General features: G+C 36.0%; 14 protein-coding genes. 6 read left to right on the top strand and 8 right to left on the bottom strand.

All coding sequences use genetic code 11. The features are described 5' to 3' along the window. Positions 1-922 precede the first annotated feature (922 nt). The 8 genes from B8967_RS21560 to B8967_RS21525 all read right to left on the bottom strand — a co-directional run bounded on the left by B8967_RS21560 (position 923) and on the right by B8967_RS21525 (position 15,229). Positions 923-1,219, bottom strand: a complete 297-nt coding sequence (locus tag B8967_RS21560; protein WP_262484707.1) for a VanZ family protein — start codon at positions 1,217-1,219, stop codon at positions 923-925. Positions 1,220-1,274: 55 nt separating this feature from the next. Beyond that, positions 1,275-1,652, bottom strand: a complete 378-nt coding sequence (gene gcvH / locus B8967_RS21555; protein ID WP_047496612.1) for a glycine cleavage system protein GcvH — start codon at positions 1,650-1,652, stop codon at positions 1,275-1,277. Between the two features lie 343 nt (positions 1,653-1,995). Beyond that, complete coding sequence (gene sprA, locus B8967_RS21550) at positions 1,996-9,024, bottom strand: T9SS outer membrane translocon Sov/SprA (RefSeq protein WP_084087827.1); 7,029 nt, start codon at positions 9,022-9,024, stop codon at positions 1,996-1,998. A 57-nt stretch (positions 9,025-9,081) separates the two neighbouring features. Beyond that, positions 9,082-9,666: a Holliday junction branch migration protein RuvA gene (gene ruvA, locus B8967_RS21545; protein ID WP_047496615.1), complete on the bottom strand. Its 585-nt coding sequence runs from the start codon at positions 9,664-9,666 to the stop codon at positions 9,082-9,084. Positions 9,667-9,864: 198 nt separating this feature from the next. Then, a complete protein-coding gene (locus B8967_RS21540; protein ID WP_084087826.1) occupies positions 9,865-11,163 on the bottom strand; it encodes a carbohydrate porin in 1,299 nt (432 codons plus the stop codon). Between the two features lie 562 nt (positions 11,164-11,725). Continuing rightward, positions 11,726-14,014: an NADP-dependent malic enzyme gene (locus tag B8967_RS21535; RefSeq protein WP_047496621.1), complete on the bottom strand. Its 2,289-nt coding sequence runs from the start codon at positions 14,012-14,014 to the stop codon at positions 11,726-11,728. 15 nt (positions 14,015-14,029) lie between these two features. Further along, positions 14,030-14,881 (bottom strand): ATPase, encoded by an 852-nt coding sequence (locus B8967_RS21530; protein WP_047496627.1) that lies wholly within the window; start codon positions 14,879-14,881, stop codon positions 14,030-14,032. 84 nt (positions 14,882-14,965) lie between these two features. Next, entirely contained in the window at positions 14,966-15,229 is a 264-nt protein-coding gene (locus B8967_RS21525) for a hypothetical protein (RefSeq protein WP_047496631.1), read from the bottom strand. Between the two features lie 335 nt (positions 15,230-15,564). On the opposite strand from B8967_RS21525, the gene B8967_RS21520 reads away from it, so the two are divergent. From B8967_RS21520 to B8967_RS22625, 6 genes are all read left to right on the top strand, one after another. Further along, positions 15,565-16,023 (top strand): GtrA family protein, encoded by a 459-nt coding sequence (locus B8967_RS21520; protein WP_084087825.1) that lies wholly within the window; start codon positions 15,565-15,567, stop codon positions 16,021-16,023. 3 nt (positions 16,024-16,026) lie between these two features. Beyond that, entirely contained in the window at positions 16,027-16,755 is a 729-nt protein-coding gene (locus tag B8967_RS21515) for a lysophospholipid acyltransferase family protein (protein WP_179140102.1), read from the top strand. A gap of 40 nt (positions 16,756-16,795) precedes the next feature. Further along, on the top strand, positions 16,796-18,565 hold the full coding sequence (locus tag B8967_RS21510) for an MFS transporter (protein WP_084087824.1): 1,770 nt from the start codon (positions 16,796-16,798) through the stop codon (positions 18,563-18,565). Between the two features lie 91 nt (positions 18,566-18,656). After that, the gene (locus B8967_RS21505; protein ID WP_228406278.1) at positions 18,657-19,613 is read left to right on the top strand and encodes a DUF3810 domain-containing protein; all 957 of its coding nucleotides are present in this window, start codon (positions 18,657-18,659) and stop codon (positions 19,611-19,613) included. Between the two features lie 754 nt (positions 19,614-20,367). After that, positions 20,368-21,876 carry a vitamin K epoxide reductase family protein gene (locus B8967_RS21500; RefSeq protein ID WP_084087823.1) on the top strand — a complete coding sequence of 503 codons (1,509 nt, stop codon included), beginning with the start codon at positions 20,368-20,370 and terminating at the stop codon, positions 21,874-21,876. A gap of 98 nt (positions 21,877-21,974) precedes the next feature. Next, on the top strand, positions 21,975-22,127 hold the full coding sequence (locus tag B8967_RS22625; protein ID WP_179140101.1) for a hypothetical protein: 153 nt from the start codon (positions 21,975-21,977) through the stop codon (positions 22,125-22,127). Positions 22,128-22,189: the final 62 nt, after the last annotated feature.

Raw genomic sequence — 22,189 nt, 5'->3', positions numbered from 1 at the left:
TTTATTTCTAATTGACCAAATGTTTTTTGAAGAAAATTTAAAGTTTATTTTGTAACCTTAACTCCTTCTCTAAACCCTCAATCCATCTACTCCTGCGCTCCCATATTGGGACTGCAAAGATACAAATCTTTTTCACTTTCGCAACTTTTATTTTTAAAAAGTTTTGATCGTGTTTTTTAGAATTATTATCTTTTTGAGTATGTCGTTTCTGCTTAGCTAAAAGCTCTTCTGCGCTTACTGAGTCTCTTTCGTTTTTCAGTGGGGCAAAGGTAAGCCAACTTACCTATACCAAACAAGTTTATTTAACTTTAAATTCATATTATGTTCATATTTTATCCTAACCTACTGGCAGGCAAGGGAGAAAATTTTAAACAAATGTTTGAAGCAACGCATTGGAATGTGGGAGGGAGCTGAGATGAGGAGCAATGAGTGATAAGTGATAAGTGATAAGTGATGGAAGTTATACATATATATAGTAGGATATTTTTTTATAGGATAGAGTATCTCAATTATGTTTGGGCTAAAGCCAAGGGAGAGGCTGTTTTTATTTGAGCGGGCTAAAGCCCACTCCTATTGATTGTATTCTCAATTACAATGGCTTTCTCTTTTGTATTCTTGAAATCCACCCCAATTACTTATTACTCATTACTCATTAACTACTCCTCTCCTAGCCCCGATAGAAACGGATACCCCACAGCATAGGCCGGAACGCGCAAGGATTACAGCCATGGAAAGCCTTGGCGCGAGGAGTATGAGTGGATAGCGGGAAAAAGCTAATGATGAATTTGAAAGTTGGTGGGTTGGAGAGTCTGAGAGTTGGTGGGTCCTAGAATTTGGGAGTTGAGAGGGTGAGAATGTAAGTGTCCCAATGTTTTGGAAAATTTGAAATATGGAGTTTTCCTGTTTCAAATTATAGGATATATCAGAAAAAGCGTTTGATCAATATTTTATAAGTATAGTAGCCTATAAGACATCCGATAGTGTCTGCTACGATATCGAGTGTTTCCATAGATCTGCCTAATCCCATTTCTTCCTGCAAAATTTCAGTAAGAAAAGCATAGATAAGGATGATCTGAAAAAAGTAAGAGAATTTTATTCTGGGGAATGTGGCAATGAAAGAGAATCCCAATGCTGCAAATATACTCAGGTGCAAAACTTTGTCTATACCACTGAACATGAACCAATATTCCTGGTTCTCCACCCCGGGCTTGAGAAGCATGTAAGTAAGAAATGCCCAATAAATGGGCAATATCTTACTAAATATTTTTGAAATCTTATCCAATGATAGCCTGGTAATCTTCAGCTGAAAGTAATTCAGACTGATCTGCTCCATCAGCAAGTTCTAATTTGATAATCCATCCGTTTCCATAAGGGTCTGTATTCAACAACTCAGGCTGGTCTTCTAATTCTGAATTAAATTCAATAACCTTCCCTGCAATAGGTAAGAATAAATCTGAAACAGTTTTTACCGCTTCTACACTTCCAAAAACATCTCCTCCATTAAGGTCATCATCTACAGTATCTACATCTACATATACGATGTCCCCAAGTTCTCCCTGAGCAAAGTCTGTAATACCAATTGTAGCAACATTACCTTCAATCTTGATCCATTCGTGATCTTTAGTGTACTTTAATTCTGATGGTGTGTTCATTTTTAAATTTTTATTTTTACAAATGTATTCAAAATTCTAAAAGGTTCAAAGCTTTAATAAGCATCTTACAGAAATTTTGAGTGGAAATAAAAAAATCGCTGCCGAAGCAACGATTCTGGTTAATATTATTTTTTGACAACCTTGTTCGGATAGGTCTTTCCATTTATATCAATCAGGATTACGCTATAGATTCCTGCAGGATATCGTGAGAGATTAACCTCAACAAAATTCATAGACAGTATACATTTAGCTATAGTGACCTTTTCCAACCTCATCATAGTATATAAAAATCCCTTTCTGTTATAGAAAGGGATTTTAGTTTATTTATTGTTATTATATCTTCTTAGAAGCCACCACCAGCATCACCGAATGTAAACGTTGCAGAAATACCTGCTCTAACCGTTGACAATGGGAATGCGGTTGATATCTTATACTTGGAAGTCATCTGTTCGTAGAACACTCTTAAATTCAGATTCTCAGAAACATTATAGTCTGCCGAAAGTTTGATATTTAAAAGCTTCTGTCCTCCTGTGATCTGAGAGTCATTCAACAAGATATTCATAATAGAGGTTTTACTGTCTCTCAATGAAATGTCTCCTCTGATATTAAGGTCGCTTCCTTTTCCTCTTGACCCTCTTACATTAGCCATTCCCAATCTGAAGTTGCGGACAATATATCCCAGTCTTACCACATATTCTGAGTTGGAATCTTCAGTAAGGGTATGATTCACTAATCCCAGTACCATCATTCTATTTCTGTTATACTGTAATCCGAACTGCATATTATTTCTCATGGTCACATCCACTCCGATAAGCGGTGCAAATGATTCTACATAGCCAACCTGAGCAAAAGTAAACGGATTGATGTAATCTTTATTCACATCAAATGCAGAATTTGGATCATTAACTTTAGTAATTAAACTATTGAAATAGTCAATACTGGACTGAATTCCGGTTGCGGTATAGGTTGCGGTATATCCATGCAGAATATCAAATTTTGTAAACTGCCCATTAATCATTGGTACATTTCTTAATCCTGAATAGGTAATTCGCCAGTTTGGTAACGGGAATCCTGCTTTTTTGGGGTCACCCATTGTCTTCACCGTTTTACCTTCAACGGCCGCTCTAAATGCCGGAATTAATACATAAGCATTGGATATGCTATAATGCTCTGCAAATCCGTCATTCCCGATAACTGCATTCGGACCTCCTAAACGGGTTGAAAGTATTCTTGCATTTTCTCTGATTGTCTGATAAACAGCCTGCCCATCTTTAAATGAAGTACTAAGAAGTACTGTAGAATTGGAATAGGTTATTAAATCAGTAGCAAACGTAAAGTCTGGATTGGCAACACCTCCACTTGTATAATTAAATCCTGTATGTGAAAAATTTCTGTTATAATTATGCAATACATTAAGATCTATTCTAAAATCGTTCATTGGAACAACTTGGAGATTTGCCCTGAGTTCTTTGGTCGACATTCTTACATATGGATCTGTCATGTATGGGGAATTACTTACCCAGCCATTCTCCATCACTACCCTTCTGATATCAGCTTGTGATCCTAACAGAAATCCTAATGTAGGTCCTCCTAATGTCTGTCCTGAGCCATACCAGTTCGGGGCAGACAATAACCCCGGAAGTACAGTACCGTTAGTTTCATTATAATTCACATCCAACTGTTTGAAAGAGGTCAGGAAGAATGCTGCACTTTCAAGCATTGTCAGTTTATTTTTAAACTTATAATTTTTATATCTGTATCTGTTTTTTGCCCATTGCTGTGTATACACATTGTTCAGGGAATCAATTTCCTGTTTACGCTTTTGCAGTTTGGTAGAAATATTTTTAAAATATTTAAACTGACCGAAGAACTTTGGAATATCTGCAGTAGCAGTTGCCTGGATCACATTGGTATTCTGTCCTACAGATCCCAACGAACCTTCCGGACTTGCAAGCAATGCTGTAGATCTTGCATTCCAGTTATAGGTAAACCCATATCCTACTTCAGCATTAATGAAATCTAAATAAGGAAGGTACTGGAATGGCAGTTTATAGTTCAGCTGAACCCTGTGGTTATACAATACCGGTCTTCCTGCTCTGAATATATTTCCAAAAATGGCTTTATTGTCCATGGTGTTCACATCTACATTATCATTCAAAGTTCTGGTTGCAGAATTGATTTCCAGTTTTAATGATTTTGTAAAGTTGAATCCTAATCCATACTGCCAGCCGAAATAGAAGTTTCTGTTTCTTAATGCTCCTAAATCACCGCTGGTATCTCCTCCTAAAATAGCCTCTACATTTCTGAACTCAAGTTCATTATAATTCCTGTCGATTTCCGTTCTGAACGATAGTCTTGTAGGAACCGGGTTAAAGTTGAATTCCTTCACCCATCTCAGATACTTGGTAGATTTTGCCGTATCACTGATCATCTTATTGAAAGGTTTAATCACCCATGGCTTAAAGGTATAATTGTAATCAACATATCCTCTCAGGTATTGTCTGTAGTTTTTCTTGGTGTAGATATCTCTGAAATAATCATCGTTATAAACAGCGGTTACTGAAACGTTTTCTATATCATAGAATTTAGGCTTCTTATTTTGATTCACTCTTTCTTTACGCATATTGACTACTCCAATACTTCTCTGCTGAGTATACGTTCTTGCTACCTTTTTCAGCTGCTCTTTATTAGGAGCCTTGCTAAACTCAACATCCGTATCCAAAGGATTATATTTCGGATCTTCGATAGTTTGTGAATAAGAGTAATTCAAAGGTATTTTCATACCTGTTTTCTCTGGTAATAATTTATCAACATTAATAGCGGTATTAATACTAAATGCTGATTGGGTAGATTGATTTCTTTCTGCTGGTTTTGAATCTATATTTCCAAATCCAACTGAGGTATAAGAAGCATTTGCGTTAACTGTTGCAAAATCTCCCATATTGAAATTTAAGCTTGCATTCCCAGCATATCCTCCATCATTTTCAATTTCAGAAAGACGGATTTCGTTAACCCAAAGTACTCTGGTCATTGCTGCTTGTGTTCTATCAGCATTCCTTACCCCAATCATTATCGTTGTAATATTTCCTAAACTAGGGCGACCTTTAATATAAATATCTTTAAAACCTCCTTCATTAGCCTGCTTAAATACAGGGTCTGACGTTCTATCTGTCAATTTTATAGCTGAGTTCTTATCTCTTCTAATCTTTGCATCCACAAAATTCTGGATATCAAAATTTACTTCGTTTTCCATCGGCCAGATTTCCATTGGAGCTGTTGCAGAAACAGGAGTAATTTTTAGAGACGCTTCATATTCATAATAGTTATCTGTGGCATCACTTCCAAAACGGATGAAAAATTTAGTTCTAGGATCTATTGTTCCTTCAGCCTTATCTCTACCCCCAGGGATATGAGTATGAACAAAAAGTTTAAGCTTCTTATATCTTCTCATGTCCAATGTGGTGTTCTTAAACACCCCTCTCGCTTCAGCCTGAAGTTCGGTCGCTTTCATATACAAAGAAGCTTCATTCTGTCTTTGTGCTCCTGCATTTCCACTCAACACCTGTCTGTCGATCCCCGGAGGCAATACATAAGGAGGCTGGTTCAATGCATTCTCTTCAATATTAACACTTCCTACTTCAAAATTATCATTTAATGTAGTACTTCCTCCAGTTCCTTCATCTGGATTTTCTACAAGGGGGCTGGCAATTTTATTTGGATACTTTCTCCAGTCTGATCTTACAAGATCCATTGTCCCAAATCTTAATGTAGAAGTTTGCTCAAATCCTGTTAACATTAATCTGGCAAATCTTACATTATTTAAAACGGAGGTTTCATGTGCTCCTTCACTAGGATCAAATTTAGACACCGGAATTCTGAAAAGGTACCATTTTACATCCGAAGACTGTCCGTTCTGGAAGTTGGCTTTTACCGTCTTTACATCAACGATATTGTTATCTCCCAATGTAAGACTTGGCTTATCCAGTTTTACAACATATTGGTTATAGTTTTCAGTTTGATCAAGGTTATAATCTCTGTTGATATCTTCAGCATCCGGTGTTTGTGAAGCTACATTTAAAGAGTTTGCTTCAGAGTTTCCGTCCGGGTTTCTGAAATATTTATATCGCTGAACCAATGAAGCGGCCTGGCTTCCTGTAAACCGGTCAGACATAAAGAACACGAAGTCATCTAATGCTGGGTCAGATGCATTAGTTACCGGGTTCACAAATGTATTTCCAAATTTCATGGACTCCTGATCAGAACTTAATCCATCATATCCTACATCCTGTGCTTTTCTGTTTTCTCCTTCGGTAGAGAATGCATACAGAATAGGTGGCTGCTTTGGCTGTGTTCCCCAGTTTGAGTTGGTCGTTGTAGATGGAGTTGCCGGAGTCGGAAGTCCATTTTCATACTGCATTTTTCCATCTTTCAGTACATCTTCAGAAACATTTCCTAAATGCAGTAAAAGCTTGGGATTCGCTCCCAGTTGGTTACCATCTGCATAAGGATCCATCATCCAAAACTCAACATACTCAATATTTGAGTTTACAAAGTTAGAAACACTGATCGGTCTCATGATACCGGCCCATCTGTTTTGTGCCAGTTCAGTGGCCTGATTTACGTTATAAGGACCTCTTTCCTGAGGATAGTATGAGATATCAAAAGTATTTGTAAAGGTTTGTTCTCCTGCTACAAAATCCCTGTTATTATAGATCTCGGATAATTGAACTCTTCTTGAAGCGTGATTGGATACAGACTGTGGGGTAATCCCTGCAGGTGTTCTTCCCCCTACTCCCCAGAATCTCGGATCAATATTATACCAGGATAACAGACCTCTTCCGTAGCCGCTGGTCAGATCATCATTAAGAGGAGGATTGTTGAACGGAGCCACTGTATTTTTCTCTGGCCTTGAGGCTAAGCTCCATGCAGCAGGTTCTTTTAGGGATATTTTAGAAGTCGTTTGTTCAAAGTCATCAATATAGGATTGATCATTGGTTCCTTTATTTAATCCCGGAAGTAAATAAGCTCCCTCCATTCTAAAGTTTACGTTGGACGGTGCCTCTGTTTTCACCAATGGCAGTTTATCTGTAAGCCTTGTCAGGAATGGCACCTGATTGTTGTACATCAAGTTGATCCCCGCCATTGTATTATTAACAGCTTCCTGTCCGTAATTTACTTTCTGAGTAAGTGGTGATTCTGAATAATTGACAACTGTGGCTCCTAAAATAAAGTTTTCATTAAACCTTCTTTCTAAATTTAATCCTAAGAATCTTTTTCTTTGGGTATTAAATGTCAATTGGTTTTCTAATGAAATATTAATGGCCTGCCCGGACTGCTTCACATTTTCATTAATGATCGTCACAGTTCCCAGCATATAGTCTACGGTATAGTCTACTCCTTCATTCAACTGTACTCCATTGGCAGAAACTTTTACAGATCCTTGCGGAACATTGACTGCTCCTAAAGAAATACCCTGTCCCTGTGTTCCTTTGTAACGTCCTTCCATTGTATATCTCAATGCTAAGTTACTGGAAAGGGCATCCTGTTTCTGTTTATCATAAAGATCATGGAAAACATACTGAGGATCATTACTTCCGATCTTTGTTTGCATATAATCTCCAAACGGCTGTACTTTAGTAAAGATAATTCTTCCTGTTTCCGGTCGGATTGTAATGCCTGTTGCAAAGTCAAAAATACCATCACCTTTAGAACCGTCCTGATTATTCTGGACATCTCCGTTCATATTCAAACGGTCCCAGTTCATTAATTTCAGTAAGTTCTGATCCTGTACCTGGGTACCTGGAAGATAGTTTACTTTACCTCCTGTTTTAGGATCCCTGTAATATAAATTCAGAATAAATCCGTCCTGTGCAACCTGCCCTGCATCTAAAGAATAAATATTCTTCATCATCAGCTTCCACATTGGTGATTGGGTATTTACCTTATTGTTTGGTCTTAAAACCTTGGTAATCAAAACGGGGCTTTCTTCAGAAAATTCCCCTACTTTATATACTTTATTACTTCCTCCTACCGTATAGGAATAAGAAACCGCTAAAAGCTGGTTCTCGTTAAGTTTCTGGTTTAAGGAAACGTATCCTAATTGCGGTTGTAATGTATATTCATTGGTATTTAGTCTTCTCGCTTTTGTATTGAAAATAAATTCTTCACCATTGTCATAAGGTGCTGCACTTCCCGGGAAAACCTGCCCCTGAAAAATAGCACCATAATTTTTACCAGGTTCTCTGGTCCCTGCCGTAGTACTCACAGCATTATATAACCCATTCAGAGAGTTGTCTGGTAGGATTGCTCCACCAGCACCTTCTCCCAGGTCTCTGATCCCGATAATACTCTTTTGATAAGCCAGATTGCTATTTCCCTGATCCAATACCCAAACTTCCATTCTGGTAATATTGATCGTTGAATTAATCTGTGGGTAATTGGCTAATGCATCATCATACTTACCCAGGAAATAATGTCCTAAAAAGTAGTGTTGGTTATCTTCATAGTCGATGGCATTGACTTTAAAGTTATTCATTACTCCACCGCCCTGTACTACGATATTTCTGGCTTCACCTTGTTGCTGGGAAAGGACAACTGTTCCAAAGGTTTTACCCAGCTGAAATTCAGCCTTCACCCCAAATAAAGATTGTGACCCACGGATCAAACTTGTTGAAAGCGGCATATTTACGTTACCAAATTCAACCCTTTTGATGATTTTATCTTCGCCACCTGCATTAGGTTTATCCACATTTCCAAGGCCTTTGCTCTGAAGATCCTTCCAGTTTCCTTTAGCCTGCCATACAAGGTTCATCCTGTTTTCAAAAGCAAAACCACTTTGGGTATCATAATTGGCTTTTAACTGAAGGTTTTCTCCTACTTTACCCAATAATCCCAGCTGAATTCTCTGATTGATATCAAAAGTAAAACTGGTCCTGTTTTGAGGCAGAATCATCGGGTTATCTATTTTTTGGTAAAGGCCGGCAAAATCAAGGGAGGCGTATCCTGTAGGAATGATTTCAATCTTATTTCCTCCGAAAATAGTTTCAAAGAGTCTGTTATTGATCTGCACTGAAGGGATAAGCCCTTTCTTACGCGCGTCTGTTTTATCTTTTCTGAAAAGGAGATTGTATTTTTCAGATTTTTCCTTATAATATGCTCTGGTCTGAGTGGCCAGCATATATTCTTTATATTCTTCAGGAGACATAGCTGTGGGAGGTCCTGTAATGGTATTCCCAACTTTAGGATACACATAGTACATCCCGGTTTTTATGTCGTAATAGGCTTCATACCTTGTAGGGTCGGCCACTTCATATTCTTTTCTTATGATTGCTGTATCCTTCTTCTGCTGTTGTGCAAAGGCACTGACAGACATACAAAGAAACGACAGGAACAAAAATATGTTAAGATGCTTATTATTCGCCACCAAATGTTAAATGTTTTTTAAAATTTGTTTTACCAATTCTTCAACCGAGATGCTTGGATCTTGTTTTAATATTTTATCAGCAATCTTCTCGCTCATCCGCTTAGGAATCCCTAAAACTTCTAATGCAGATAACGCTTCTTCCTTAATTTTATTATCTACCCATGCAGAAATATTCTCTGCAGGATCACTGAATTTCTGGACTTTATCTTTAAGATCAACAATAATTCTTTCAGCCGTTTTTGCTCCGATACCTTTTGCTTTTTGGATCAAAGCACTGTTCTTTGAAAGTACCGCAGAAGCAATCTCATCAAGGCTCAATGTTGATAGCAGAATAAGGGCTGAAATAGCTCCTACTCCATTAACGCTTATTAACAGATTAAACATTTCTTTTTCTGAACGAGTGTTAAATCCAAAGAGGAGATGAGCATCTTCACGGATGATCTGCTGAATAAATAAGAAGGTCTGCTGATTCAAAACCAGCGTCTGTGAGGTCATTAAACTGATACCTACATAGTAACCAACTCCTTGTACATTAATTACTGCGTAGGTAGGCGTAAGTTCCTGAACGGTGCCTTGTAAAGAAAATATCATTATTAATTTTTAAAACTCCCAAATATAGCAATTTAAACTAATTAATATTTTCATTTCACGTACGAATGATTTTTAACTTAAATTTTGAAGTGGAATTCAATCATTTGTAAGAAAAACAAAAGATTTGAAAAAACGAAAACTTCACCTTAGCCTCTGCCATGATTTCCAGGCAGTCCTATCATGTTCAGCCCTAGTTATTTACCACCAAATCTCTAGTTGAAGTCCATAGGATATTCCATGATTTTTATTCAGAAGCCGGGTATTGAAGTCTGACACCCCTGTTATCCCCATGAAGCTATCAGACCAATGGGCATAGGTAATAAACGGTCTTACTACCGGTCTTGAATAATATCCGTAATCCCAGGAAATCTGAGGGGAAAATGTTACTTTCTGTAAACTTCCTTCTATTGCAGACCTGTTATCTTTCATATAATCATTTCCGGCTTCCACTGCCAGATTAAAATGTTTGTTAATATAATACAGATATCGAAAGCCTATGCTCACCCAGTTTTTTGCCACTTTATTATCGAGTACCACTCCATTTTCATTGGTATTGCCAATCCCAAAATCCTTGTACTGATAGGTAAGTGATGCCTGTATTGCATGTCTCCGTTTATCATCATAAACAAAATTATTAATGATATCCAATGAGTTGGCATGATCAAGATTATACATTCTTTTTCTGCCTGTAAAATCTGATACCGTTTTTCCTGTATAAAAATTATCTGTAATTGAACTTCCTTTTCTGAATATTATGGTAGAAGTATGGGTAATATTCTTTTTGGAATACGTCCACCATCCTCCAACTGCGTATCCAAAAGATTTTGGAGTATCCTCTATTTCATTTTCGGTTTTAATGCTATACTGGCCAAGGAGGTTAATTTTCGAGTGTTCTGAAACGGGAATATCCAAATACCTAAGATCAGTTACATAAGAATGAGAATCATTATTTCCATATTTAAATCTTATGAATGCAGCATTTAAGTTACCGGAATTTTTAATCTTATAATTCTCCATCCCAATACCTACCTGTGAATTTTGCGCTGAATTAAGCCAAAAATAATCCAATAATTCACTATTCCGACGATCGTAATATCGTTTTCCTATCCATAGATTGGCATTTCTAACTACGTTATTTATTTTTCCATATAACTGGGTGGTCTGAGGAAACTGTTTATAATCATCACCTCCATAAGGAATAAATTTCGCCATCATATAGGTTACTTCATACATATTTACAGAATCTTTATTTTTATACCGGTAATTAAACTGGAGTTCTCCATAATGATTGGCTTCATTACCCATTCTGAATTTATGTATATTTTCCGGAGTTGTAAAATTGACCATTTGATTTCCGTCAGTGCCTCCTATTCCTGTTCTTATGTACCCATTGATGGATAACTCATGAGGGTTGAAATTAAATTTTTGTGAATAGCACAGGGATCCGACCATCAGAAGCAGAGGTAACCCCAACGTTGTGAATGTCTTTTTTTTCATAGTGTTTCTTTACTAAAAAGAATCAACTAAAAACCATACAGATCTTTCAACAGCATAAGGCTAACTGTTGTCTTGTTTCATAAAAAAACAAAGAATTTTACCGGAAAGGATATGTCTAAATATCGGGATATTCCAAAACCAATCTTTGGTTCGGCAGTAATATTCTACCTTTCATGTATAATTCCGGAATCAAAAAGGGGATCTTTTTTCATGCATCTGTATTTGTTTTTAATCTCTCTTGTGTTTTTAATACCTCCTAAGATATTAAATAAACCCAACACTCCTCAAAAAACCAATGACAACTCATTAGAAAACTAATATCAATGAATATTTTGAACTATTTATCACAAAAACCGATACATAAATTAAGCTAACCACAAAAAACAGCAAAAAGACAAACTTACTTATCTGCGTAAATAATAAAAATCCATGCTCCTTAAATAGCAGAAATACTCATCTCGCACGCAAAAGCCAAACTTTATATTTCTTTCCATAAAAAAACCAGACGAATATTCGTCTGGTTCTATACCGGTTTTTATAAAAGCCTTAAATATCTTAATTATTACGCCTTCTTCTCTCTTCTCTGTGCATCAAGAACAGCAATGGTAGCAAGGTTCACAATCTCATCAACGCTTGAACGCATCTGAAGTACATGTACCGGTTGCTTTAATCCCATTAAGATAGGTCCTATTACCTGCGCTACCTTCATACCTCTCAGAATTTTATATGATAAGTTGGCACTTTCAAGATTCGGGAAGATGAATGTGTTGGCAGGTGTTGTTCCTAATTTGGAGAAAGGATAATCACTTAAATGATCTGCATTCATCGCAAAATCCGGCTGAATTTCACCATCTACAATCATCTTAGGATATTTCTCATGAAGGATACTCACAGCCTTAGCTACTTTCTTTGAAGTATCAGAAATTGCTGCGAAATTTTCGAATCCAAGCATTGCAATTCTAGGTTCGATAGCAAAAGATTTCACGGTAAATTCTGCCATTTTAGCAATATTCACAAGATCTTCTGCTGTAGGATTCTGGTTGATAGAAGTATCTGCAAAGAAAATAGGTTTCTTTTCAGAAAGAATCATCATCATTGCTGACACTTTATCTACTCCTTTATCTTTTTCAATAACTTCCAAAATAGGACGCAATACTGAAGTATAGTTTTTAGAGAATCCTACAATCAGACCATCGGTATCTCCATGCTTTAGCATTAGAGGTCCAAAATAGTCTCTCTGACGAACGTATCTTTTCGCTTTGTACTCATTCATCCCTTTTCTCTGACGAAGTTTCCAAAGTGTTTCTCTGTATTTCTTTCTGTTTTCTTTCTGATCATCATCACTTGGGTCAATGATTGGAATATCCAGGTTGATTCCAAAACGTTCCATTTGCTCCTTGATGTACTTTTTGTCTCCCAGAAGGCTTGGGTAAGCAATTCCTTCTTCATAAAGAATTTGGGCTGCTTTCAGTACATTATACTCTTCTGCATTTCCTAGAGTGATTCTTTTCGGATTAGATTTTGCACGGCTCTGCATCATTCTTACCAATCTCTCATCTCTTCCCATTCTGTCTAAAAGCTGGTGCTCATACTCTTCAAAATCAGTAATTGTTTTTCTTGCAACTCCACTTTCAATCGCAGCTTTTGCCACAGCGCTGGATACTTTTGTGATCAGTCTGTTATCAAAAGGTTTTGGAATGAAATAATCTCTTCCGAACTGCAGACTCTGAACGTTATACGCCAGAATAACAGCCTCAGGTACCGGCTCTTTCGCCAAATCAGCAATAGCGTGTACCGCTGCCAGTTTCATTTCTTCATTAATTCCTGTAGCCTGAACATCTAATGCTCCACGGAAAATATAAGGGAATCCCAGTACATTATTAACCTGGTTAGGATAGTCACTTCTTCCTGTAGCAAGAATAACATCTTTACGGGTCTCAATAGCAAGATCATAAGCAATCTCAGGATCCGGATTAGCCAATGCAAATACAATTGGATTTTCTCCCATACTCAATAACATTTCAGGGGTCATCACGTTTCCTTTAGACAAACCAACAAAAACATCAGATCCTTTTACAGCATCTTCCAATGTTTCGATATCTGTCTGAGCAATAAAGTCTAACTTTTCAGGAGTAAGATTTTCTCTTTTATGGTTGATAACTCCCTTACTGTCACACATCAGAACATTTTCTTTTTTCAGTCCTAATGAAATATAAAGCTTGGTGCAGGCAATAGCCGCTGCTCCAGCTCCATTCACCACCATTTTCACTTCATCAATCTTTTTATTGGCAATCTGCAAAGAGTTAATTAATGCAGCAGCAGAAATAATAGCTGTTCCGTGTTGGTCATCATGCATCAAAGGAATATTCAATTCCTCTTTCAGCTTTTGCTCTATATAAAATGCTTCCGGAGCTTTAATATCTTCAAGGTTGATCCCTCCAAAAGTAGGAGCAATACCCTTTACAATTTCAATAAATTTATCCGGGTCTTTCTCATTGATCTCAATATCAAAAACATTGATATCAGCAAAGATCTTAAACAAAAGACCTTTTCCCTCCATTACCGGTTTTGAAGCTTCTGCCCCAATATCTCCCAATCCAAGTACAGCAGTACCATTAGAAATTACAGCCACCAGGTTTCCTTTTCCTGTATAATCATAAACCGTTTCAGGTTTTTCGAAGATTTCCATACAAGGAACTGCTACTCCGGGAGAATATGCCAATGACAAATCTCTTTGAGAAGAGTGCGGTTTTGACGGGATCACTTCAATTTTCCCTTTAGGTTCTGCTTTATGATAGTCTAACGCGGCCTGACTAAAGTTCTTTTCGTCGCGATTATTGTTACTTGACATAGGTTTTATTTTTTGTTAGAGTATATATTTAATGTGGTAATCTACTAAGCTTTCAATTGGTTTCTGAACAACATGTCCCACATTTAAATTAAGTTCTGTAGCAACAGAACGTAGAATATTTTCGTAATAATAAGCAATGGAGCCAATAAAATTAATCTCAGCTTCATTCACTTCGTGATAAGGAAGAACCTGGTATTCGAAGAAATTTTTCATTTCTTCAAAAACCATATCCCTTAGATAAGGATGATCTTTTCTATCCACAACAAATTTATTGAAATGAGCCAAATAAGCATTTGGCCTTGGAGCATGATACATATTTTTCAATGCATCTTCTATGGTCAGCTGATAATCTGATTCAAATTCACGGTGAAGGTCTGCGGGCAGCTTTTTCATAAAATACCTGCGCACCAACTGTTTTCCAATAGCGCTTCCACTCCCCTCGTCCCCTATAAGGAAACCAAGAGACGGCAATTCAATTTTAAGATTTTCACCATCAAAAAAACAAGAGTTTGACCCCGTCCCCAGAATACATACAATTGCCGGTTTTCCGCTATATGCAGCATATGCAGCTGCCATCAGATCTTCCCTGACAATAATTTCTGCTTTTCCAAAGACTTTCTTGAGTTCGTTTTCAATGGTTTCACAGTTTTTCTGTACTCCACATCCGGAACCATAGAAAAAGATTCTGGTAATTGAATTTCTGACCGATATTAGATTGCTGTTTTTCTCTATTTCAGGAGCGATAAGTTCTTTGTTGATAAAATTCGGATTAAAGCCGATGGTTTCTGTTTTCAGAAAGACTTTTTTAAAGTCATCAAGTATTACCCAATCCGATTTGGTAGAACCACTATCTACAATAGCAACCATATTTTAGATTTTAATTTAAGGATGCTAAATTATGAATTTATCTTCAATTAGCGTTTAAAACAAGCTGGAAGCTGTCTAAAATCACTAATGTTTTATATCAGTTTTTTTTTCGTTGAATTGCAGAAGCCAGTCTTCGATCTCATCTTCCAGATAAGATGTCTGTAAAACCATTGCATTGATAAAATCATCGGGAACAGGCTCACCACTGGAATTTTCAAGATTCCAAAGCTCATTAGACATATTTTCATATTCGGAATACACTCTTTTGAAGCGGGAATTTTCTCTCTCAAGAGCCTCAATATTTTTCTGTTGAAGCTGGAATTTTCTGTATTTGTTTTGACGTTTCATACAAATATTATTAAAATTTGGGTCATTAAATATGGGAGTAGTATGCTTTCAACCACGCATTACAAGATAGAAAAAACCATCAACACAAGAAGTTGAAAATGAATTTATTATCAGGTTATTTTTACACTGTTTTGAATAATAAATTTAGAAATAAATTTTATTAAAAAAAATATTTTAACATCTTTTTTCAGTGTTTAACATATAGTTATAAATTTGCACTTCATATTGTGAAGCATTAAGATGATCAGCGGAAAAATCTTTCCCTGATAAGCAATATTATAGTAAATTACAGCCATAATATTCTAATAGCTAACACGATATATAAGTTTTTTTAAATGAAAGAAATACTCATACGTCAGAAACAGGTTTTGTTTTTCATCATAGCAGGAGGACTCAGTGCTATTGTAGAAATTGGCAGCTTTAAGGTGTTCAGTACCTATCTTCCACAATTTCTTGCCAGAGAAACCAATTTCCATGGCATCCATTATCCCTTAAGTAATATTTTTTCTACCAGCTGTGGAATCATTACCAATTACTTTCTCAGCATCTGGTTTGTTTTTGAAAGAGGAAAACACTCCAAGAAAAAAGAGTTTGCTTATTTCATGGTAGTTTCCTTTATCTCCACTTTATTCAGCTTAGGTTTTTTCCAGATATTTTACAACTTTGTATTTAAAGATAATATCAATTTAATTTTTTATACCTTAAGCCCTGAAATGATCAGTAAGATTGCTGCTATTCTGCTGGTTTCTATTCTCAATTATTCTGTAAAAAAGAAAGTAATTTTTAATGGTTAAACTGTGACAAAAATTTTAAATTATCTCTGGAGATTCTGGCTGCTGTTACTTGCATTTATCTTAACAGTTACGATGGGAATCCCTGTTTATATTTTATCATTCAATAAAAAGCATTATAAATATGCTTATAAATTTATAAGGATCTGGTGTTTCGGAATGTTCTACGGAATGGGGTTCAGATATGACCTCATAAAACTTTCTGAACAGAAGAAAGATAAAAACCAACAGTATGTTTTCATCTCGAACCACACTTCTATTATGGATATCATGCTCACCTGCATTCTTTTCCCGGATCATCCGGTTTGTTTTGTAGGAAAAAAAGAGCTTGTAAAGATTCCTATTTTTGGTACCATCTATAAAAGAATATGCGTCATGGTAGATAGAACCAGTGCAAAAAGCAGAGCAGATGTATACAGGAGGTGTGCTGAGAAAATGCAAGAAGGAAACAGCATTGCTATTTTTCCTGAAGGCGGGGTTCCTGATGATACCAGTATTATCCTGGACGAATTTAAGGATGGAGCATTTATGTTGTCTTCAAAATACCATTCTCCCATTGCCGTATACACCTTTATAGGCCTTAAAGAAATGTTTCCTTTTGACAGTTCTCAGGGCTACCCTGGAAGAGTAAAGGTCTATTTCAATGGAATTATACAACCCACAAATTCTCCAAAAGATTCAAAATCAGAAGCTTATCAAGAAATTAAAAAAACCTTATTGGAGCATTCTATTTAAAAGAAATAGTTATATTTGTTTGCGAAATTTTCAATAAAATATGTCAAAAACCAATCAGCCGACTAATTACCCGGCGCTGTACACACTTGTACTTGTATTTTTTTTCTGGGGTTTTATTGCTGCCGGCAATAGTATTTTTATCCCTTTCTGTAAAAACTATTTTTCTCTTGACCAATTTCAGTCTCAGTTAATAGATTTTGCATTTTATACCGCTTATTTCCTGGGAGCATTACTGCTCTTCATATTCAGTACTATAAAAGGTACGGATATAATTGGTAAATGGGGATATAAAAAGAGTATTGTTTATGGGCTTCTGCTCTCTGCCGTTGGTGCAGCCATCATGATTATTGCCGTTAAAAGCAATGTATACTACGGGATGCTTATAGGGCTTTTTGTGGTTGCATTAGGGTTTTCGATTCAGCAGACTGCTGCCAATCCTTTTGCCGTTCTGCTGGGAGATCCTAAAACCGGAGCAAGCAGACAGAACCTTGCGGGTGGGATCAATTCCTTTGGAACCTCTATAGGACCCATTATTGTAGGACTGGCACTGTTCGGAACGACAGCTACTGTAGATGATGACCAGATTAAACATTTGGCTCTCGATAAAGTTATTTTGCTATACACAGCAGTGGGAGCTCTTTTCTTAATAGCTGCCGGAATTTTCTATTTCTCAAAGAAACTTCCTGACGGAATCTCTACAGAACCTATGGAAAAAGCAGGAAAAGCCAGAAAAACATTGGTTGTGATGACTATACTGGTCATTCTTTTCTTCATTCCTGTGTTCAGCAGTTACAATTCTGAAGAAGCTAAAAACATTGAAATACTGGGTAATGAAATCACGGTATTGGATCAGACTGTAGAAAAAGAAACTGATGCTGCAAAAATCACAGCATTCAAAAAACAGATCAGTGATAAAAAAATAGAACTGGAAACCATCAAACACCCATTAGAAAAGAAGAGAATGCTTTATCTTGGAGGGGCTTTACTTGCCGTTGTGGTTTCTCTTTTATTTGCTAACAGCAGTGCCAAGAAAAATGCTGAAGGCTGGGGTGCCATGAAGTATCCACAGCTTGTATTGGGAATGATTGCTATTCTGGCCTATGTGGGTGTAGAAGTTGCCATTGGAAGTAACCTTGGAGAACTTTTAAGCATGCCTGAATTTGGCGGACATCAATCTTCTGATCTTGCCCCTTATATTTCTATGTACTGGGGAAGTTTAATGATCGGACGATGGACAGGTGCCATTGCTGTTTTCAACCTTAATAAACAACAACAGACTATTGCGACAATCATTGTTCCTTTTATTGCATTTTCAGTGATTATCGGAATCAATACGATTGCACAGAAAGATATGTCGCATTTATACTATTATGCAGTTTGTGTAGCCATTCAGGTAGTATTATTCCTGATCAGCAAAAACAAGCCTGCCGTGACCCTTATTATTTTCGGTCTATTCGGAACTGCGGCAATGATTACCGGATTACTTACAACAGGTAATTTTGCGATCTATGCATTCCTTTCCGGAGGCCTTGCCTGCAGTATTATGTGGCCTTCTATTTTTACCTTAGCCATTACCGGTTTAGGAAAATATACGGCTCAGGGTTCCGCATTCCTGGTCATGATGATTTTAGGAGGAGGTATTATTCCTCCGCTACAGGGGAAGCTTTCTGATATTATCGGGATTCACAGCTCGTACATTATTCCAGTATTATGTTTTGTTTACATTACAATATTTGCTTATTTGGCTAAAAAATCTTTATTTAGACAAGGAATTAATGTTGACGTTTTAGAATCCGAAGGTGGTCATTAAAAATATATACACATATAAGAAAAAGAGATTTTGGGCAGGTTTATTACTTGCCCAATTTCTTTTGTTTTACTGTTTTTCAAAATCGAAACTGATGATTTCTTTTTTTGAAAAATTTTTTGAACTTCAAAAGCCACTTCATCAGGTCCTTTTCAGCTGGCTTCCTTTCTCTGCAGGAGATATTATTTATGGGGTACTGGGTATATTTCTTCTGTATTACTTCGGTTCACTATTCAGGAAGAAAACCCGGAATAATTCCATGATCAAAATTCTGGGAATCATCAATATCTTTTATTTTACCTATCAAATATTCTGGGGAATGCTGTACTTCCAAACCCCTATTATTAAAAAGCTATCAAGCCAGGATACTCCGCAACTGAATAAAGCTAAAATACTGGCTTTAAAATACCTTGAGAAGTGTAAAGCAACCCGACAGCAGGTAAAAGAAGATCGTAAAGGAGTATTCATAATTACCGATCTGAAATCTCTGCAGCAGGAAATCCTCTTTCAGCAAACGAAACTCCCTACCTATATTTCAGATAAAAAAGCTCCTCAGATCCTCGATATTAAGCCCAGTCTGTTTAAAAATATAATGAGTTTTACAGGAATTCTGGGTTACTATAATCCTTTTACAGCTGAAGCTCAGTATAATTCTGAATTGCCCTCTACATTCATCCCCTTTACAACCGCCCATGAAAGCTCTCATCAACTTGGGTTTGCCAGAGAGCAGGAAGCCAATTTTGTGGGATATTTAATAGGAACACAGTCAGACAATACCGATTTGCGCTATAGCACCGAATATTTCACGTTAAAAAGCCTTTTAAGATTCATTGTAGAACAAGATCCTGATTTTGTAAAATCTGCTCTTCAAGGCTATTCTCCTGCGATGAAAAGAGATCGAGCCTATGAAAAGGCTTTTATCACCCGTCACCAGGGTTTGTTGGATGATTTTTTTGGACTTACCAACAATTTATTCCTGAAAAGTAATCAACAGGAAGGTTCGGTTACCTATTCTTATTTCATAGATCTCCTCTTAAATTACGAAAAATAATTACATAAAAAAAGAATCGTATCAGGCGATACGATTCTAAAAACACAAATGATGAAAAAAAATTTATTACCTTGACTTGTTCCCTCATTCAAGGCGATGTAAAAGTACAATATATTTTATAAATACAAAAACATTTACTCCCTTTTTTAAAACTTTATGAAAACTTTATGATTTTTTAAGTTTTTTTGAGTCCAATCTCACTTATTATTAATTAGAAATAATCCCCTTATCCGATAGCAAAACACCATTAAAAGCAGCCACAGACTGTAAAAAATCCACAAAATTAAACATTTGTTTAAAGATAAAATATTCGACTTATTACCTATTTTTCATACACGAAAAATTAGAGTTATTATCCAAAAACTGAAAGTATCTCAAAAAAAATGAAGCTATTTATCCTCGAAAATCTTAAACGGAAATTTAACTATTTTAACGTTTAATTCCCCGGAATCGTGTCATTATTAAAGATATTTTGCTGCATGTATAATTAAAATGATAATGATAAAAAATAAGTGCCGGAAGTCACGGATAAAACAAAAAATAACAAATCTGATAGCGTACAGACGCATTTAGAATTAAAAACAAGGTGTTGACAAGAGGGGAACCAATTCCACAAATAAGATAGTATGTTTTTCTGCCAACAAAATATTGAAAGTCAAACTAAATCCTATAACATTCGGTTATATCTCACTAATAAAAGAAAAATATTTTTGTTTATTTAAAACATCTATGTATTTTAGATAAAAATATTAATATGATTTTTGACAAACTAATTAACTATCTAAAACTCGATAAACAGGAGTTTATTTTCCAGTTCAATTCCCACCCTAACTACCCTTCAGCACTGGCTTTCAGTGATACTTTAAATTTCATGGGGGTAAAAAATGATGCTTATGAGCTGGATAAAGAATATTGGGACGAATTGCCTGAAGAATTTATTGCCATAGTCGAAAATTCTTTTTCGTTAGTGAAAAAGTCAGGAAATAGTTATTCAGTTTATTCAGAAAAATCAAAAACGATTGATAAAGACGAGCTTTACAAAAACTCTACTGACTTTGTACTTTTATTTGAAAAAACTGTAGCTGCAGAAAATAAGCTTACGTTTAATTTCAAACCTATCCTCTATTTTATTTTTGCAACGGTTCTTATTTACTCTTTTTTAAGTCAGACCATCTACGAGGCATTATTTAACCTGCTTTCTCTTGCCGGAGTATATATATCATTGGAAATCTTTGACCAGAAATTCGGAAACACCTCTGCTGTTATTGGAAGTATATGTGGTGGAGCGTCTACTGTACAGACCGCAAATTCATGTGATAAGATTATCAAACAGGATAAAACCAGTATTTTAGGACTAAAATTTTCTGATTTTTCATTAATCTATTTTGCAGGACTTGCCGTATTAGGTCTTTTTCTACCCGCCTCAGCCTATATTGTAAAAGGATTTACCTTTGTTTCAGTACTTGCCATAGCTTATTCACTGTATATACAAGCATTTGTAGAGAAAACATTTTGTAGGGTTTGTTTATTGATTATTTCTGTACTGGTTGGACAATTGGTGATCAGCAGTATATTTTTCCAAAATCTGTCTTTTGGAATTGGAGCACTTTTATTAACCGTTATATTATGGGTTCTTATTTTCTCCGCCGTTTTATACTTCAATAACCTTCTTGAACAAAAAGAAAATCTTCAAAAATCAAATGCTAAAAACCTTAGGTTCAAAAGAAATTATGACCTGTTTAAAAGCCAACTGCTGGAAAATGAAAAAGTAACATTTCAGGATACTCAAACTTTCTCGATAGGACAAAAAGATTCAAAACTTCGTATTTCCATAATTTCCAATCCTTATTGTGGCTTTTGTAAAGATGGTCATAAAATAATGGAAAGCCTTCTGAAAAAATATCCAAACGATATCTCTGTACAAATGAGGTTCAATTATACACCTGAAAGAGCCAATGAAAAATACACTCAGTTAATTTCGGACCTGACCCATATCTACCATAACAAATCGGAAAAAGAATTCCTTCATGCAGTGGAAGAATGGTTTGAAAGCAAAGATGAGAATAAGATCAATCTATTATCCGGAGGAGTTCCTACTTCTGAAAATCTGAATCCATTAATCGCGATGTCTGCAGAAAATAATAATGCAGGGTTGAACTTTACCCCTATTTTTCTTATCAATGGTTATCAATTCCCGGACAAATATGATCGTGAAGATATCTGGTTTTTCATTGATGAATTAATAGAGGATGAAGACTTTTAAACTAAGAAATACAATTGAATTAAAAATTTCACTATCTTAGGAAAAGAAAAATAACGTTCTAAAAGCTACATGAGAGCTGCAAAATTAAAACTAATAATATGAAACATATAAAGAAAAATCTAATACCTCCAGAACGAGGAATTGCCCTGGACTGTGCATTAACACAGGTTTTGGCATGCTATAACGGATCGAAAACAGACCCATCCAAAAAAGCTGCTACAGATACGTGCAACAAATGGTGCTATTTCTAGTGATCCATTTTATTGAGTTAAAACATTGAATAAAGTAAAAAATGTCGTCACCTTATGACGGC

It is taken from the genome of Chryseobacterium sp. YR221, assembly GCF_900176315.1.
In the GTDB taxonomy this organism is placed as follows: Bacteria; Bacteroidota; Bacteroidia; order Flavobacteriales; family Weeksellaceae; genus Chryseobacterium; species Chryseobacterium rhizosphaerae.
Note: the sequence above shows the minus strand (reverse complement) of the source record. Positions and strands in the feature narration are given on the sequence as shown.